At 60.1% G+C, this 17,894-nt stretch carries 13 protein-coding genes; 7 read left to right on the forward strand and 6 right to left on the reverse strand.

The window, feature by feature from the left end:
• Positions 1–15: 15 nt before the first annotated feature.
• The 4 genes from ACI77H_RS10385 to ACI77H_RS10400 all read left to right on the forward strand — a co-directional run bounded on the left by ACI77H_RS10385 (position 16) and on the right by ACI77H_RS10400 (position 4,140).
• Complete coding sequence (locus ACI77H_RS10385; protein WP_407011817.1) at positions 16–1,119, forward strand: ABC transporter substrate-binding protein; 1,104 nt, start codon at positions 16–18, stop codon at positions 1,117–1,119.
• A 194-nt stretch (positions 1,120–1,313) separates the two neighbouring features.
• The gene (locus ACI77H_RS10390; protein ID WP_407011818.1) at positions 1,314–2,222 is read left to right on the forward strand and encodes an ABC transporter permease; all 909 of its coding nucleotides are present in this window, start codon (positions 1,314–1,316) and stop codon (positions 2,220–2,222) included.
• Complete coding sequence (locus ACI77H_RS10395) at positions 2,219–3,067, forward strand: ABC transporter permease (RefSeq protein WP_407011819.1); 849 nt, start codon at positions 2,219–2,221, stop codon at positions 3,065–3,067. Before ACI77H_RS10390 ends, ACI77H_RS10395 begins: the two co-directional genes overlap by 4 nt.
• 17 nt (positions 3,068–3,084) lie before the next feature.
• Positions 3,085–4,140 (forward strand): ABC transporter ATP-binding protein, encoded by a 1,056-nt coding sequence (locus ACI77H_RS10400; RefSeq protein ID WP_407011820.1) that lies wholly within the window; start codon positions 3,085–3,087, stop codon positions 4,138–4,140.
• Positions 4,141–4,419: 279 nt separating this feature from the next.
• On the opposite strand, the gene ACI77H_RS10405 is transcribed toward ACI77H_RS10400, so the two are convergent.
• Positions 4,420–5,349, reverse strand: a complete 930-nt coding sequence (locus ACI77H_RS10405) for an AraC family transcriptional regulator N-terminal domain-containing protein (protein WP_407011821.1) — start codon at positions 5,347–5,349, stop codon at positions 4,420–4,422.
• Between the two features lie 334 nt (positions 5,350–5,683).
• Here ACI77H_RS10405 and ACI77H_RS10410 point away from each other — a divergent pair, with 334 nt between their 5' ends.
• Both ACI77H_RS10410 and ACI77H_RS10415 read left to right on the forward strand, forming a co-directional pair.
• Positions 5,684–6,037 carry a putative quinol monooxygenase gene (locus ACI77H_RS10410; protein WP_407011822.1) on the forward strand — a complete coding sequence of 118 codons (354 nt, stop codon included), beginning with the start codon at positions 5,684–5,686 and terminating at the stop codon, positions 6,035–6,037.
• Between the two features lie 42 nt (positions 6,038–6,079).
• Positions 6,080–6,310 (forward strand): hypothetical protein, encoded by a 231-nt coding sequence (locus ACI77H_RS10415; RefSeq protein WP_407011823.1) that lies wholly within the window; start codon positions 6,080–6,082, stop codon positions 6,308–6,310.
• Here the strand turns inward: ACI77H_RS10415 and ACI77H_RS10420 are convergent, their stop codons facing one another.
• Positions 6,311–6,940 (reverse strand): flavin reductase family protein, encoded by a 630-nt coding sequence (locus tag ACI77H_RS10420; RefSeq protein ID WP_407011824.1) that lies wholly within the window; start codon positions 6,938–6,940, stop codon positions 6,311–6,313.
• Positions 6,941–7,150: 210 nt separating this feature from the next.
• Between ACI77H_RS10420 and ACI77H_RS10425 the strand changes: the two genes are divergently transcribed.
• Positions 7,151–7,906 (forward strand): hypothetical protein, encoded by a 756-nt coding sequence (locus ACI77H_RS10425; protein ID WP_407011825.1) that lies wholly within the window; start codon positions 7,151–7,153, stop codon positions 7,904–7,906.
• 111 nt (positions 7,907–8,017) lie between these two features.
• Here ACI77H_RS10425 and ACI77H_RS10430 read toward each other — a convergent pair whose 3' ends face one another.
• The 4 genes from ACI77H_RS10430 to ACI77H_RS10445 all read right to left on the reverse strand — a co-directional run bounded on the left by ACI77H_RS10430 (position 8,018) and on the right by ACI77H_RS10445 (position 17,831).
• Positions 8,018–9,337 (reverse strand): MFS transporter, encoded by a 1,320-nt coding sequence (locus tag ACI77H_RS10430; protein ID WP_407011826.1) that lies wholly within the window; start codon positions 9,335–9,337, stop codon positions 8,018–8,020.
• A 318-nt stretch (positions 9,338–9,655) separates the two neighbouring features.
• Positions 9,656–10,990: a sigma-54-dependent transcriptional regulator gene (locus tag ACI77H_RS10435; RefSeq protein WP_407011827.1), complete on the reverse strand. Its 1,335-nt coding sequence runs from the start codon at positions 10,988–10,990 to the stop codon at positions 9,656–9,658.
• Positions 10,984–12,750 (reverse strand): ATP-binding protein, encoded by a 1,767-nt coding sequence (locus ACI77H_RS10440; RefSeq protein ID WP_407011828.1) that lies wholly within the window; start codon positions 12,748–12,750, stop codon positions 10,984–10,986. The genes ACI77H_RS10435 and ACI77H_RS10440 overlap by 7 nt, the downstream gene beginning before the upstream one ends.
• Before the next feature lie 434 nt (positions 12,751–13,184).
• On the reverse strand, positions 13,185–17,831 hold the full coding sequence (locus ACI77H_RS10445) for a SpvB/TcaC N-terminal domain-containing protein (protein ID WP_407011829.1): 4,647 nt from the start codon (positions 17,829–17,831) through the stop codon (positions 13,185–13,187).
• Between the last annotated feature and the right edge of the window lie 63 nt (positions 17,832–17,894).

Here is a 17,894-nt window from a genome sequence, read left to right on the forward strand (position 1 = left end):
CAAAGGGAGTCCGTAATGGGCGAGCACGATCTGAACAGACGTCAATTCATCAAAACCGTGGGCGTGGCCTCGGTTGCAGCGGCGGCCATGAGCTTGCCCTTCGTCAAGGCCAATGCCAGCGACACTCGATTCCAAGGCAAGACCCTGCGCTTGTTGACCTGGTCCGACGACACCGGCCTGGCAGCGCTGCGCAACATTGCGGCAACGTTCGAAGACAAGTACGGCTGCAAGGTCATCGCTGACCGCACCGGCAGTACCTCGGAAATGGTCGCCAAACTGAAAGCCGGCGGTGATCGTCCGCAATACGACATCATCACCCTGGCCGGCGTCGGCGCCGAAGGTCTGGCCGCCGCCAACCTGCTCGAAAAACCCGACCTCAACCGCATTCCCAACCTGGTGGATGTTCCGGAGAAATACCGTACCGGCGCTAATGGTCATGGGATCGGTTACCTACTCTGGTGCAACAGCCTGGTTTACAGCACCCGCACCATCAAAGAGGCGCCGACCAGCTACGCCTCGCTGTGGGATCCCGAGTTGGCGCCGAACATCTTCCTGCCGCCGCCGAACTGGACCGAAGCGATGGACCTGATCATCATCGCCGCCAAACTGGCCGGTGGTGACGAACACAACATCGAACCAGGCTTCAAGAAGCTCGCCGAGTTGAAGGATCGCGTAGTGACCCTGGGTGAAAACCCGAACCAGATCGCCGAGCTGTTCCGTACCGGTTCCCTGGACATGGGTGGTTTGTACGCACCGGCTTTCTTCCCGAAACAGATCCGCGATCCGGCCTACGGTCTGGGCGCCACGTTCGGCATGAAAGAAGGTTTCTACACCGACCTGATGCTCTCGGTCATGCCAAAGAATCGTCCGGGCGATACCGACCTGACCTACGCGTTCATCAACCACTCTCTGGACCCGCTGGTGCAGGGCAAGATGGCTGAAGACATCTACAACGGTCCGGTCAACGCCAAGGCGATCATCTCCGCCGAAGCGCGCAAGAGCCCTTACATCCTCACGCCTGAGCAGATTGCCGAGAAGGCGATCATGCACGACAACGCCTTCCTGGCCACCGTGCATGACCAATGGATTCGTCGCTACACGGAAATCTTTTCTTCCTGATTGAGTGGCGAACACAAGTCTTAAGAGCACCACAAATCAAATGTGGGAGCGGGCTTGCTCGCGAACGCGGTGTGACATTCAGCATTGATGTCGGCTGACACGGCCTCTTCGCGAGCAAGCCCGCTCCCACACTAGAACGTTGTCGCTTCAAGTCTTGTGTTTGTCAGCTGCTTTCCATTGACGAGACCCTTGCTATGGAACACCAACCTCTGACTCATCCGGTCGCCGCCGCTGCAACGCGCGCCAATCGGGGTGTTTCGCCGACGACCCGTGCCTGGCTTTTCCTCACGCCATCGATGCTGTTTCTCGGCGTGCTGATTGCCGCCAGCCTGCTGGTGCTGCGCATGAGCGTCGGCACCAAAGGCGCGGAATGGACCGGGTTCAGCCTGGCCAGCTACGCCCAGTTGCTGGAACCGTATTACCTCAAATCCTTGCTGCTGACCTTGCGCCTGGCGCTGATCAGCGCAGTGATCGCCGTGGTGCTGGCGATCCCGGTGGCCTACACCATGTCGCGCCTGACTTCGCCGTTTGTGCGCAGAATCTTCCTCGCCGCGGTGCTGCTGCCGTTGCTGGTCAACCTGCTGCTGCAAAGCTACGGCTGGCTGGTGATTCTCGGCCCGGGCGGGATGCTCAATCAGGCGCTGATGGGCCTGGGCCTGATCAAGCGCCCGATCATGCTGCTGTACAACCAGAACGGCGTGTTGATGGGCCTGGTGCAAACCGCGTTCCCATTGGCCGTGTTGCCGATTGCCAGCGCCATGCGCGGCGTCGCCCGCACTTACGAAGAGGCCGCCGCCACGCTGGGCGCCAGTCGCTTTCAGGTGTTCCGTCAGGTGGTTCTGCCGATGAGTTTTCCGGGGATCATCACCGGCGCGACCCTGGTGTTCGCTTACAACGCCAGCAGCTTCGTGGTGCCGTTGTTGCTCGGTGGCCGGCGCGTGCCGATGCTGGCGGTGATGGTGCATGACCAGATCGCCCCGCTGATGAACTGGCCCGCCGCGTCCGCCGCCGGTGTGGTGCTGATTGTCACCACGCTCGCGATCATGACCTTGTCCGAATACATCACCGGCCGTCGTCGGCGCATGCTGGAGGCTTCGCAATGAGCTCTGTGATCAAGAAGCGTTATGGGCTGCTGCCCGGTGAAACCGGCAAGTTTGCCGGCATCCTCTCAGGCTTCATTCTGCTGCTGGCGGTGTTGCCGATCCTGACCATGATCGTCATGTCGTTCAGCGGTGCGTCGAACCTCGACTTCCCGCCGAGCAGCTACAGCCTGCAATGGTACAAGGCCGCCTGGCACACCTTTGTCTCGCCGGATTCCAGCGATGTGCTGAGCCTCGGCAAAGCCATGACCACCAGTCTGATGGTCGCGTGCCTGACCATGGTCTTCGCCACCCTCATCGCGGTGCCGGCGGCGTACGCGCTGACCCGTTGCGAGTTCCGCGGCAAAGCGGTGGCGTTGCAACTGATGTCGCTGCCACTGGTGTTCCCGATGGTGGTGTTGGGCCTGGCGTTGCTGCTGGTGTTCGACAGCCTGCCGTTCCAGATGACCACCTCGCGGCTGGTGATTGCCCACGTGATCCTGGCGCTGCCGTTTGTGGTGAAAAACTGCACGGCGGCGATGCTCTCCATCGGCAGCGAAGTCGAAGAGGCCGCGCAAATGCTTGGTGCTTCGCCAACGCGGGCGATCATCGATGTGGTGGTGCCGCTGATGAAGTCGGGGATTCTCGCGGGAATGCTGCTGGCGTTCATCGTCTCGTTCAACGAATTCACCGTGACCTATTTCCTTTACACCATCGACGTGATGACCGTGCCGATCTGGATGTACAGCCGCACCGTGTCGTCGCTCGACCCCACCGTATTTTCGTTTGCCGTGCTGATCGTGCTGATCGACTTCGTCCTGATCTGGGCGTTGGAGAAGCTGGTCGGTGAAGGTGGCGTTTCGTTCTGATTCTTGAGGTGATTCATATGTCTGGTCTGATTCTGGAAAACGTCGAGAAACATTACGGCTCGGCCTGCGCGGTAAAGGATGTGAACCTGCATTTGCCGGAAGGCAAACTGGTGTGTTTCCTCGGACCTTCGGGTTGCGGTAAAACCACCTTGCTGCGAATGATCGCCGGGCTCGAAACCCTGACCGGCGGCGAGATTCGCCTCGACGGTGAAGACATTGGCCACACCCCGGCGCATCAACGCAATTTCGGCATGGTGTTTCAATCCCTGGCGCTGTTCCCGCACATGACCGTGGGGGAGAACATCGCTTATCCGCTGAAACTGCGCGGGGTCAGCAAGGCTGATCAGCAGGCGCGGGTGGTGGAACTGCTGGAGCTGATTCAGTTGCAGGAAATGATTGATCGCCCGGTGGCGAAACTGTCGGGCGGCCAGCGCCAGCGTGTGGCAATTGCCCGGGCGATTGCCAGCCACCCGAAAATCCTCCTGCTGGATGAGCCGCTGTCGGCGCTGGACGCCAAGCTGCGTGAGTCGATGCAGGTGGAGATTCGTCAACTGCAACAACGCCTGAACATCACCACCATCATGGTCACCCACGATCAGCGTGAAGCGATGACCATGGCCGATATCGTTGTGGTGTTGGGTGAGCATCGCGTGCAGCAGGTGGGCACGCCGATTGAGATTTACCGGCACCCTGCCAACGAATTCGTCGCCGACTTCATCGGCTCGGGCAACATCTTCCCGGCCACGGCACTGGGCAACGGCAAAGTGGGCCTGCCTGGCGGCGATGCACTGGAAGTGCCGATCTGCAGCAGCATTGTGGTCGGCGAGAAGGTGAAAATGCTGATCCGTCCGGAAGACCTGCAACTGTCGCACCCGCAGGCAACGGCGGGGAATCGCTTGCTGGGCACCGTGACGTTCGTGCGTGATATCGGCGCGACGATCGAGACCACCGTGGAGTGTTCGGGCGTGTCGTTCACGGCGCTGAGCACGCCGTGTCAGGGGTTTGGGTTGAGCATTGGCAACCCGGTGTCGGTGACCTTGCCGGCAGAGGCTTGCCGCGTACTCGGCGCCTGATCCCGATTGATGTGGGCCTTACTGGCCCCATCGCTGGCAGGCCAGCTCCCACAGGTTCATCGGTGTTCACACGATTTAGTGATCACCCGCAATCCTTGTGGGAGGCTTGTCGGGTGCTCGGCGCCTGATCCTGAATTTTTATAGCCTGACCTGGCCTCATCGCTGGCAAGCCAGCTCCCACAGGTTACATCGGTGTTCACTTATTGTGTGATCACCCACAATCCTTGTGGGAGCTGGCTTGCCAGCGATGAGGCCAGTAGCGCCACCGCTGGTTCCGGATCAGACGGTCAACCGCAACCGCGCCAAATCCCTTAAAGGCGGCGCCCCGAACAACCGGCTGTACTCCCGGCTGAACTGCGACGGGCTTTCATACCCGACGCGATACCCCGCCGCCGACGCTTCCAATCCTTCCGCCAGCATCAACCGTCGCGCTTCCTGCAAGCGCAGCTGCTTCTGATACTGCAACGGACTCATCGCCGTCATCGCCTTGAACCGGTGGTGCAAGGTCGACACGCTCAAATTCACTTCCTTGGCCAGATCATCGATGCGCAGCGGCTGCTCGTAATTGCCGTTGAGCCATTTGATCGCCTGGCTGATGCGATGGCTCTGGCTGTTGGCGATGGCAATTTCGTATAACCGATAGCCCTGCTGACTGCGCAATAACCGATAGAGAATCTCCCGACGAATCAGCGGCGCGAGCATCGCGATGTCTTTTGGCGCGTCCAGCAAACGCGCCAGGCGTAGCACGGCGTCGAGCATCGCGGTGTCGATCCGTTCGACATACAAGCCACGACCGGTCGGCCGGGTTGGTACGCCCAAAGGACCGGCGTCGGCAATCAGCGCGGTGATTTCCGCCGGATCGATGTCCAGCCGTACCGAGAGGATCGGTTCCTCAGACGTTACGTTCACGATCCGCCCACTCAGGGGCATGGAAACCGACACCACCAGGTAGTTCAGCGGATCGTAATTGAAGAGTTCGTCGGCCAGCCTGACCTCTTTTCGCCCCTGCGCCATGATGCACAACGCCGGTTGCGCCAGCACCGGGGCGAAGTCATGGGACTGGCTGTGCTTGCCCATGAACAGCGAGGTGACGGCAGTGGCATAAGTGCCATCCTCCATCGTGTTGCGACGGATGATGGCCGCCAGTTCCGCGCGCTGCTTCTCCATGTCGGCGTCCAGCGGGGCTTGAAAGTGATCGAGCGACGACATGCAGGGCATCCTCGGCGAAGCAGTGGTGATGGGCAGAGCTTAAGTTTGTGCAAGTCAGGGCGGTAGACACATCCTGCGAAAAGCTTGCCTGATTCTGCACGGGGTTGCAGAGGTGGGTGGCGATGTCTGTTTAGCGCAGGGAAAACTTGCTCGAACCTCGTGTTTCAGCCCCGTGACAGGTTTTACACATTGTTACAGGTGCTGAAGGCAGCTTCGCAGGATTGTGCAACAAGCCGGCAGGAATCGACTAACGGGGCGGCGTGCGGGCGCTTAACCTTGAATCCTGTCGCAGCCCGTTCCACGGCTGCCACTCGAGTACCTGGGAGGGTTGAACATGTCTACGCAGATCCCCGTCAGTCATATGGCCTTCGTTCGGGCCCGTGCCGGGCGTTCGGCGGAACTCGGCGCACGCCTGAGCGCCTTGATCGAACCGTCGCGCACCGCGCCTGGCTGCCTGAGTTTTTCCCTGCAGCATTCACAGTGCGATCCGGAGTTGTGGCTGGTGTCCGGTTTCTGGACCCATCAGCAAGCCATGACCGCCTATTTCAGCACGCCGGCGATGGAGATTTTCGCCGAGCTGGTGCAGGAGCTGGTGGTCAACAGCCTGGATTTTCATACCTTCAAGGAAGTGTCTGCGGCCCAAGCGTTGGGGCAGTCCCGGTCGTGGGTACACAAACTCGCGGGTTGAGGGTTTAATGGCGCAACTCTCCCTCAGCCAGGATCCGCGACCATGGCACGCAAAGCCTTTGACACCTTCGAAGCCGTCTCCGCCGTAGTGCCCCGCGAGGGCGGTTATTACGCAGCGATTGCCACCAAAGCCATCGGTGGTTCGGGCGCACCGCGCTTCAACAAATTGCTGGAAGACCAGACCTTCAAGACCGCCAAAGACGCGGACGAGGCTGCCGCCCTGAAACTGACGCACCTCAAGGGCGTCGGCGAAGACGGCGAGCTGATCTGGTAATTACTTGACCGCCCCCGGGCGGAACATCTTGAACAACGCTTCCGGGCCCAGCTGAAAGTAATCCGCTGGCCCGCCACCGCGCAGAATCGGTTCTGCGGCGGCGGTGTCGTACACCCCGTCCTTCAACAGCCATTTGGCGATGTGCACGGCGACCACTTCGCCGAGAATCAGCCAGCTCGGCACCACGTTGCCGTCGGCGCGTTGCAACTGAATGATCTGCGTGACCTTGCACTCGAAGGACACCGGGCTTTCGGCGACCCGTGGCACCTGAATGATTTTCGACGCGACAGGCGTCAGCCCTGACAACTCGAACTCGTTGACCTCAGGCCCGACCATCGCGCAGCTCTGGTTCATCTGCTCGGCCAGCGGCCGGGTCGCCAGGTTCCAGGCGAATTCGCCGGTCTGCTCGATGTTGTTCAGGCTGTCTTTGCGTCCGACGCTGGAGAACCCGATGATCGGCGGAATGTAGTTGAAGGCGTTGAAGAAGCTGTAAGGCGCCAGGTTCAAGCGGCCTTCGGCATCCTGCGAAGAAATCCAGCCGATTGGGCGCGGGCCGACGATGGCGTTGAACGGGTCATGGGGCAAGCCGTGGCCGTTGGCGGGTTCGTAGAAGTGGATGTCGTCAGCCATGGCTCGGGTTCCTGAATTCGGTTCTTGGCAAAGACGGCCATAGTGCAAGGACTGACGGGTTATTTCCAGCGTCGGAACCGGCCAAACGACTGTGCGTATTTGCATTCATGACAGTTTTTTCATAAAGCACTCACCTGTTTTTCACCGTCTTGCCTCCAGTCTGCGCGCAACCTGAGAACAGGCTTGCACGCACAATGGAGTTCACCCCCGATGAATAAACTTCCCCAAATCACCTTGGCGTTCTGGGTGATGAAAATCTGCGCGACGACCCTGGGGGAGACCGCAGGCGATTTGCTGTCGATGACCCTCAACGTCGGTTACGCCCTCAGCTCGCTGATACTGATCAGCGTGTTCGTGCTGACGCTGGTTACGCAGTTGATGTCCAAGACCTACAAACCGGTGCTGTACTGGATCGTGATTCTGTCGACCAGCACGGCGGGCACCACCATGTCCGACTTCATGGACCGTACCCTTGAGTTGGGCTATGCCACCGGCTCGATGATTCTGATTGCGATACTGGCAGGGATTTTCGCGGCGTGGCGCTTGAGCGGCGATTCGCTGAACGTCACCAAGGTCCAGTCCTTTCGCGGCGAGATGTTCTATTGGATGGCGATTCTGTTTTCCAACACCTTGGGCACGGCGCTGGGCGATTACCTGGCCGACGATTCGGGCCTGGGCTTTGCCGGGGGCGCGTTGCTGATCGGCTCGACGATTGCGGTGGTGGTGTTGCTCAAATACTTCACGAAGATTTCGTCGGTGGTGCTGTTCTGGGTGGCGTTTGTATTGACTCGGCCATTTGGCGCGACGTTGGGTGACTTCCTGACCAAACCTCATGAAAAAGGCGGTCTGGATTTCGGCACCATTGGTTCATCGCTGGTGTTGGCGGGGATTCTGCTGGTGATGATTGCGGGCGCGTCGTATGCGCAGAACAAGTACGGGAAGCAGGCGGTTGGCGAGTTGAGTTGATACCGAGTCGCGGCCTTCGCTGGCAAACCAGCGCCTACAGAATGTCTGCGTCCTGTAGGCGCTGGCTTGCCAGCGATGAACTCACCACGTTTTATCTGAAAAACGCAACGGTCAGTCCGTCTCGATCCGCGAATGCTTGCGGGTGTCTTTCATGGTGATGTACACCAGCAACGACACGGCAATACACGCGGTGACATACCAGTAGTAACCGGTTTCCATGCCGATGCTCTTGAACCACAGTGCGATGTATTCAGCGGTACCGCCGAAGATCGACACGGTCAGCGCGTATGGCAGGCCAACGCCCAGTGCGCGGATTTCAGTCGGGAACAGCTCGGCTTTGACCACCGCGTTGATCGAGGTGTAACCGCTGACGATGATCAGCGCTGCCATGATCAGGAAGAACGCGCCCCACCAGGATTGAATGGTGTGCAGGGTGGTGAGGATCGGCACGGTGAACAGCGTGCCGAGGATACCGAAGGCAATCAGGATCGGCCGACGACCGACTTTATCCGACAGCCCGCCGATGATCGGTTGCAGGCACATGAACAGGAACAGCGTGGCAGCGGAAATGGTGGTGGAGTCGGAGATGCTCATGCCGACGGTGTTCACCAAATATTTCTGCATGTACGTGGTGTAGGTGTAGAACGCCAGGGTGCCGCCCATGGTCAGGCCGACCACAGTCATCAGTTCCTTGGGATGGCGCAGCAAGGTGCGCATCGCACTTTCCTTGGCCTTCTCTTTCTTGGTGAACGACTCGGTTTCTTCCATGCCGCGACGCAGGTAGAGCGCGACCACGGCACACAGCGCGCCGATGGCGAACGGGATGCGCCAGCCCCAGGCGTACAGCTCTTCGGTGGTCAGCACTTGTTGCAATACGATCAGCACCGCCAGTGCTATGAGCTGGCCGGAGATCAGGGTCACGTACTGGAAGCTGGAGTAAAAACCGCGACGTTCCTTGGTCGCCATCTCGCTGAGGTAAGTGGCCGAGGTGCCGTACTCGCCACCGACCGACAGGCCTTGCAGCAGACGGGCGAAAATCAGCAGGATCGGTGCGCCGATGCCAATGGTTTCATAACCGGGGCTCAGGGCGATCAGCAGTGAACCGAAGCACATCAGGTACACCGAAGCCATCAGCGCTTTCTTGCGCCCGGCCTTGTCGGCATAGAGGCCCATCAGCCAGCCACCGATCGGGCGCATCAGGAAGCCCACGGCGAAGATCGCGGCGGTGTTGAGCAGTTGGGCGGTGGTGTCGCCTTTGGGGAAAAACGCTTTGGCGAAGTACAGCGAGAAGGCGGCGTAGACGTACCAGTCGTACCACTCGACCATGTTGCCGACCGAACCGCTGAAGATCGATTTGATGCGACTGGCGGTGGTTCTTTCTTTGGCAGGCACGGCGGCCGATCCAAGGGGCAGGGCGTTGGAGTTATCCATTGAAGGATCCTTCGTTTAATTGTTTTTGTGGAGCGCGTTGAAACGCAGCCTGCGAGGGCTATAGCAGGAGGTGTGCCAATCGAGAGAGGGCCGGTTTAGAGGGGGGTTGACGCTTGAGTGAGCGGAAATCCGCTTATTGTGGAGGGTTGGTGGGCGGAAAGTCGCTTATTTCGGGCTTGGATTTACTGTGTCTGTACTGACGCCATCGCGGGCAAGCCCGCTCCCACAGGGTTATCAGTTGGCCGCAAAATAGTGGTCAACCCCTATTCCTGTGGGAGCGGGCTTGCCCGCGATGAGGCTGGATCAGGCAACAAAAAATCAGCTGCCGTGCAGGAACATCTCCCGCGTCAGCCCATGCCGCTGCATCTTTTCATTGAAGGTGCGACGCGGCAGTTGCAACTCTTCAAGCACCGCTTTCACATCGCCCTTATGCCGCGTCAACGCCGCGCGAAGGCAATGTGCTTCGAACGCTTCCGCTTGCGCCGCCAGCGACTGGCCTGGATCGATCTCGACCGGTTCCGGCTCACCCAGCCCCAACACCTGCCGCTCGGCCACGTTCGCCAGTTCGCGCACATTGCCCGGCCAGTCATGGCTCAGCAAATGGCTCAACTGCGGGCCACTCAGTGGTGGAAATGTGCGCCCCAATCGTTCGGCAGCGCTTTGCGCAAATGACTCGAACAACAGCGGAATGTCTTCGCGGCGTTCGCGCAGCGGCGGCAAGCGCAACTCGGCGACGTTCAACCGATAGGCCAGATCCTCGCGAAACCGCCCGGCCCGCGCCTCGTCCAGCAGATCGGGTTTGGTCGCAGCGATGATCCGCAAATCCACGCGAATGCTCTGATTGGAACCCAAACGCTCCAGCTTCTGTTCCTGCAACACCCGCAGCAATTTCACCTGCTGGGCCAGCGGCATGCTTTCGATTTCATCGAGGAACAGCGTGCCGCCGTCGGCGTATTCGAGCTTGCCGATGCGTTTGCCCTGAGCGCCGGTGAACGCGCCGCTCTCGTGCCCGAACAGCTCGGCCTCGAACAACTGCTCGGGGATCGCCGCGCAGTTGAGCGCGACAAACGGCTTGTCGGCACGCGGGCCGAAGTCGTGCAGGCAACGGGCGACCAGCTCCTTGCCGCTGCCGGTTTCACCGCGAATCAACACGTTGACCGGCAACGCCGCCAGATCCATCACTTGCCGACGCAGGGTCTGCAAGCCACGGGACACGCCGAGCAACGTCGCGTCGAGTTTGGCGCGGTTATCGGCCTGCTCGTGCAACGCGCGGTTTTCCAACACCAGGCGGCGCTTGTCCAGCGCACGGCGCAGGCTGCCGAGCAGGGTTTGCGGGCTGAAGGGTTTTTCGAGGAAGTCGTAGGCGCCATCGCGCATCGCATCGACCGCCATCGGCACGTCGCCGTGCCCGGTCAGCAGAATCACCGGCAAGTCGGCATCGCGGCACTGCACTTCGGCGAGCAGTTCCAGCCCGGTCATGCCGGGCATGCGCACGTCGCTGAGGATCACCCCGGGAAAATGCTTCGGCAACTGCGCCAGGCATTCATCGGCGCGGCTGAACAGCTGCACCTCGAAACCCGACAGGCTCAGCCATTGCTCGACGGCGCTGCGGATGCTGCTTTCGTCGTCGACCACCATCACTGAATTCAGCATGCGCCGGGCGCCTCCGGATCGATGGGCAGGGTGAGGGTGAACACCGCGCCGTTGTCGTGGTTGTCGGCACTCAGGCGGCCGCCCGATTCGTGAACGATGGCAAAGGATACGGCCAGACCGATGCCCAGGCCATCGCCCACCGGTTTGGTGGTGAAAAACGGATCAAAGACCTTCGGCAGATTCTCTTCGGCGATGCCGCCACCGTTGTCGATGACGCTCAGGCGCCACAGTTGTTCGTCGGCTTCGAGGCGGATTTCCAGGCGTTTGCAGGGTTTGTCCTGCATCGCATCCAGGGCATTGCGCAGCAGATTGATCAGCACCTGTTCCAGACGAATCGCATCGCCCCGCACCCACGCCGGGCGTGTCAGGTGCAGCACGGTGCTGACCTGTTCATCGCGCAGACGCGTGTCGAGCAGTTGCAACGATTGGTCCACCACCGACGCCAGATCCAGGCGTTCGCGCAAGCCGCTGGGGCTTTTGCGGGCGAAGGTTTTCAGGTGGCCGGTGAGGGCGGCCATGCGCGTCAGCATGTCATCCACCGGTTTCAGTGCCTTGTAGGCGTCGTCGACCCGGCCGTGATCGAGCAACAGCCGCAAGGTCGCCAACTGCATGCGCTGCGCGGTCAGCGGTTGATTGATTTCATGGGCCAGCGCTGCGGACATCTGGCCGAGGGCGGCCAGTTTGGCCGATTGCACCAGCCCGTCCTGCGCTGTGCGCAGGTCGCGGGTACGCTCTTGTACAAGCTGTTCGAGCTCTTCGCGACTGCGCTGGCGCAGCTTCGCCAGACGCCAGCGCTGGTTGAGGAACAGCAACAGAAACACCAGCGCCAACCACAACCCGGCAGCGGCGAGCGCGGCGTTGCGGCTGTCTTCGAACGCCACTTGCGGGCGCCGCAGCAAGTGCAGCGTCCAGCCTTCGGTGCTCAGCGGCAGGGATTCCCACAGGTAATCCGCTTGGCCGTCCGGTCCTTGCACCCGCGCCAGTTCACTGTTGTCGTCAAAGCGCCGTAGCGATTGATAGTCCAGCAGCGTCAGCGGCTGCTTGTCGTATTGGCGGGTGACCTTGAGCTCGGCGTGATCGCTGTCACTCAGCGGTTTCAACTGGCGATAGCGCCAGCCCGGCTGATTGGCGATGAAGATGATTCCGCGTGCATCGCTGACCAGCAGCGTGTCGCTGCCCTGCCGCCATTCGCGCTCCAGTTCGGGAAACTCGAGTTTCACCACCATCGCGCCGAGAAACCGGCCATCGTCATCGTTGACGGCGCTGGACAGGAAATAACCGGGAATCCCGCTGGTCACGCCTACCGCATAAAAACGCCCGGTGCCCTGGGTGCGGGTCTGGCTGAAGTAGGGACGAAAACCGTAGTTGTGGCCAACGTAACTGCTGGGCAAGCGCCAGTTGCTCGCCGCCACGGCGAGGCCGGTGTGGTCGAGCAGTTCCAGGGTCGAGGACTTGGCCGCACCGTTGATCTTTTCCAGTTTGCGGTTCAGCGCGTCCTGCAATTGGGGCGTCACCGGCCCGTCAAGCGCCGAACGCAACTCCGGGTCCAGCGCCAGCACGGCGGGCAGGGCGCGGTAACGTTCGATCAGGGTGTGCAGGGAGGTGGCGTACAACCCCAGTTGTTGATTGGCGCGGGCAGCGTCTTCCACCAAGGCCTGACGCTCGGTGTGGCGCATGGCCAGGGTGGCTGCGAGGGCTGCGCCGGCGAGGATCAGGAAAGTATAGAGCGTCAGGCGCAGGGTTCTGGAAGTCGGCAGCATGCGGTGAGCAACAGGCGGAAAGAGGGGCGAGCACCATAGCATGCGCGATGTTCTCCCGGTTTGCTCAGCCCTGTTTCTGCCGACGCATCGATCACTTCATTGGCAAAGGCACAGCCATCGATGATGGGTAGAAGTCGGGCTCGCCCCGTCGTTTCTGCGCCGCCTGCAGGTCAATGAGCCACCCGGCGCCGGCCGGCATCCACACTGTCAACGCAGAACACCGTCCCCGACAGACTGTAAACAGTGGCCAGATTCGGTTGCACTGCAGGCGCCAGAACACGCGGATCGCGTTGCGCCACCCAGCGTCCGACGGGGGCGTGCCGTTGGACAGCCACACGCGCTTCAGCGATGAACTCGTTAATGTTCCGCCGGCAGTACACCACCTGACGCACCGGCACGCGTCGGTCGCGGGGTGTTTGAATGAATGTTTGTGCTCAATGCAGCGTCCTGTTATCGCGGCGTTTTTTGGCCGGTGGCTCATCAAACAGATCGTTTTCATCGAAGGCGATGACGTACCAGCAGCGATAGCGCTGTTCCCGGCGCAGCGGTTTGAGTTCCGAGTTTTCGCCTTGCGGCATTTTTTTCGCCAGGATGGTGTGGGTCGGCCGGCCCGCGGCATCGTAGAGCTGCTGGTCGTGATAGGCGAACACGCGTAGCGAGTCATCGTTGATACGTCGAAACTGATCCGCGAAGTAAGGCCGGTAAATCCGCACTTTCTCGCCCTTGTTGTTGTATTCGACCGGTTCGCTGACCCGCCAGCGCCGTGGAGCTTCGGCTTCTTCCGGGGTGCCGTCTTCCTTGAGTTTCAGCGTGCCGTCTTCCAGCACCACCCAGGCCTTGCCGGGCTCGACTTCCTGCTTGGTTTGCAGCACCCGGCCAAAGCCATCCTGATGGATGACGGCGACGCGTATCTGCAATTCTGGATCGCCCGGGTAACGGTCCGCCTGCAGGGTCGCGACGTGCACCGGTTCCCGGCGAACGGTTTTCACGAAATCCCCAAGCAGGTTTTCGTGCTCGCTCGGCGCTTCCAGCTCCAGCACATGCTGGCGGGCGCGGTCGCAGAGGTGGCCACTGGGGAGCACAAAACCTTCGGATCGGGCCCAGGCCAACCATTCGGCACTCGGTGGTTCGGTCTGCGGGATGCGACCCATCCAACTGAAAGGATCGCTGAACATGGCCATGGCGAAATTGCCGAGGGCTTCCCGGGGAGCTTCGATGGCATGGGCCGGGCTGCGGTCGTCAAGTGGCAGGTAGTTGCGCAGCGAGTGAAAGCCGACTTTCTCGCCCAGTTCCGTGCCATAAAAACTGGTGACCAGCACTTCGCCAAAGGCGTTGTAGCAGGCTTCCTGAGTGTTTTGATTGGGGTCTCTGATCGCCGCGGGTAGAAACGTGCAGTAATCAGTGGCGATGGTCTGAGTGATGCAACCGTCCGGTAATTCGATTGCCGTGTGCAGGCACCAGTAGGGGTCATACGTGACTTTGGTGACGCCGTGACTTTGCGTCTGCTGGAAGGATTCGACGTTGTAGAAACCCTCGGAGTCATGGTATTTCGGGAAACCACGGTGCACAGACCACAGGTAGTTTTTCGCCTCGCTCGGATCGTCAGGTTCGGTCTGTTCCACCTCGGGCAGGAACCACTTCATGATGTGATAGCCGACCTCGGGTGATTCAAGCTTCTCCTTGAGATTGAAGGGCATCTGACCCTGCTCATTTTTGAGTTTGTCGTAAGCGCTCAAGGCGTGGGCATCCAGTTCGGCGATTTCTACGTAGCCAGGCAGCGCGTGAACAGTTGCTTTGCCTTTTTCCAGGGGCTGGTGGGTGTCAGGGTCAATGTATAACTGCATCGACATGCCGGCGAGCACCGACTGCTTCGCCCATTCACCCTCGTCCTTGCTCCACTCCAGAAAGTTCTTGTGGTGGATATCTTTGGCAGTCAACTGCAGCTTTTCCAGCACCAGCGCATTGCCGCGCTCGCGATACGGCAACCCCAGTCGAAAAGGCTGTCCCGGTTTCCAGGTCGCGTCATCGTACAGATGGATGGGCTCGGCCTTGGACTCGGTCAAATACCAGCGTTGTTGCGCATCATCATGGGCGTCCTTCCAGTATCGGTTTTCATGCTCGTCGTCGAAGGGCGGTGTGCTATCGGTTTTGCGCCGTGCGTAGTAGACGATGAAGGCGTGCAGCAGACTGCCGAACTCATCCCATTTCAGATTGAGGGTGTGCTCGCAGCGTGGATCGTCGGGCATTTCAGGTTCGTACTGATAGCTGATCGATTCCAGCGCCATGGGTTGCAGTACGGCATAGGGGTAGTGCTCGCTTTTTGCCCGCAGCAGGCGTACCAGAAAGCGAGCTTCCGTCACCGCATAGGGCACCACGGGATTATCCGAAGCGAATATTTCAGAGCGCAATGTCGAGCCGCTGAGCGATCGTGCGATCTGGCGGGTCGTTTCCTCGTCAGGCTCAAGCGGTTCGCCAGCCCTGTCCCGTAGGTGGAAGCGTTCCAGTTTGGTCGGTTGCAGCGCAACAGCCTGCGCATCGCCGCTGTAATACCCGACCCCTGGCTGATCAATGGATTTGCCAACGTGAAACCAGGTTTTACTCAGGATCGGCGCGGTGAACCCCTCGCTTGCGCGCTCGGCCTCGGTCGCTTCGGTGTCGGTCTGCAATAACAGGCCAAAACCGCGGAACTCCCGTTCGAAGGGGTCGTAGTAACCCTGGCGGTAACTCATGAGCTGGGTCAGTTTATTAACGGTGATCTCATCGACCTGAACCTGGCGCTTGACCAGATGCATGGCGAATGGCACTTCGGACTCGACGACAGCGTCTTTGTCGATCAGGTGGTGTTCGTATTCCTCATCGAGGAACTCCTGCGCCGAACTGCGATAGTCGATGAAACTGAGGGCGCCCATGTTGTTGTTGCTGCGGTTGACCAGGTACGGCTTGGCGTGGACGAAATCGTAGCGCCAGTGTCGAGGGGATATGTGCGGTACGGTCAGGACCAGGCTGGTGCAACCCAGTCCCAGCAGGTCCGCCGTGGTGACCTGACACAAGCGGTCATAACGCACGCCTTCAGGCCAGGGCACTTCAACCGGTTCGGTGGCGAAGCCCTTTCCGCAGTGGTTCATGAAGATCAGAAAGCCATCGGATTGCAGATAGATCAGGTCCGTTGCGCCCGAACCATCGAGGTCCGCGAGGAGCACTTGCGAGGCATTGAATGTCTCGTAAGGAAACGTCGGTGAGCTGAGCACGATTCTTTTTCCGAAGCGCCCATGACCGAGGTTGGGCCAGCACTCCAGGCTGTTGTGACGGATACGGAACAGGTGCTGTTTGCCGCTGCCCAGCACGTCACTGAAACCCACCACTTCAGTTTCCGAATTGCTCGGCAGTGGCAGGTCGTCGTCATTGTCGTGGGGCACATTCCGCCCGGCACTGAAGCCTTTGTCATCGCCCAGATTGGTGTACAACCGCACGCTGTTGCTGCCGATCAGGGCCACGTGAGTGCGCCCGTCACCGACCAGGTCGGCCATTTGCGCCTGGGGATGGAAATACTCCAGCGGGAAGGCTTTATAGGGGACAAAACCTGACCACTGGCGGTCAGGATTCATGGTGAAACAGCCATTCATGTTCGGGGCGTGCACGCCCCATTCGAGCTTGCCGTCACCGTTCAGGTCGGTGAGCGTCTGACGCAGCGGTTTACTGCTGTCGGCCAGCGGAATGTACGGCAGTTCTGTCAAGTCGCCGTAGCGAACGTCATCGCTGGGGTAGTTCGCGCGCAACGGTTCGCGGTAATACCAGGCCTTGTCGTAGCGACATAAAATGCCGGGCATGCCTTTGCCGTACAAATCCACCAACTGGTAACGCTGACCGTCGTTGAGGCCTGGCATCTGCGGGAAATCTTTCCAGCCAGGTTGATCGGCTTTTTCCGGATCGAAGGGCGCGTAGTTGAATTCGAACGGTGGCCGGCTCTCGATATCGTGATGCTTGCTATAAGCCTGAAGATGAGCGGCGGTCAGATGATTGTAGTCCAGGGCGCCTTGGTGGTGCTGCAGAAAAAGCCGTTGAACCAGTTTCGGTGAGGCACCCAGTTCGTCAGGGAAATGGTGGAACATCAAGACCTGCCGGCACAGGCGGCGAGTGCCCAGTTCGAATCCGTAATCGTGATTCCAGAACGGGTCGCTGCGTTCGAGCCATTCGCCGTACTGATCGCCTTGCTCTAAGTACTCAAGGCCGTAGGCCGGTATTTGCGTCAGGTCGTGGCTGCGTTCGCCGTAATCGAACAGCAGATGAAAGTGGAAAACGACGTCTTTCCAGCCACCGACGTTCAACGAATACAGTTCTGCCTGCGCTACCGCATTGCCATACAGCACCCGGTGCAGATACCGCTGGGCACGGTAATCGCGAAAATCCGGCGCGACCGGCTCTTCCGTTTCGGCCTTGTACTCATAGACGATGTGCTCGCCGCGGGGAGTGACGGTTTCGTCCAGCAGCCAGACCCCGACGCGTTCGGGTTCCTGTGGGTTGCTGGCGTCCCTGGGTTCTGCCCGGCGCGAGGCCAGCGTCTTGCCATAGACATGGAGATTGCCATCGGCGCTATGAATCAGCCAGAAACCTGCCGCATCGTCGGTACTGATCAGCCGTTCGATTTTGGCAAAACCGCCCTCGATGCGTGGCTGATAGCGAATGGCTCGATAGCTTGTGGTCCCGAGGGTGACGGGTCTGTCGACGATCTCGCCATTGGCGTCCAGCTCCGGCATCCAGGTTTCGCCGTCGGGGCCGACCATCAGATCCTGCCGCTTGTCGTACAGCGGAACGCCCTTGCTCGTGCGCACCGTTATCGCATTCACGGTCAAATGCCAGCCGATACCGAAAATACTGTTGCCCACATGGCTGCTGTAGCCAAGCGAAAGGGCCGGCACCATTTCCCGGTTGGGTGCCTGGGAGACAGGCAGCGGCAGACTCAGCGAGGCGGCCCCCGTGGTACCGACCGCACCCCAGCCGCCAAAACTGGCAATCGCGCCGCCGATTTTCGGTTGGGCGGGGGCTGAAATATTGATAGTGCCTTTTTGTTCTTCCGTGGCCATTTCTATTTTCCACCTGACAAGGACGCACAAGTGCATTCAACTTATCAGGGGATTTGGGGGTTG

This window comes from Pseudomonas sp. O230, assembly GCF_045447035.1.
Lineage (GTDB): Bacteria > Pseudomonadota > Gammaproteobacteria > Pseudomonadales > Pseudomonadaceae > Aquipseudomonas.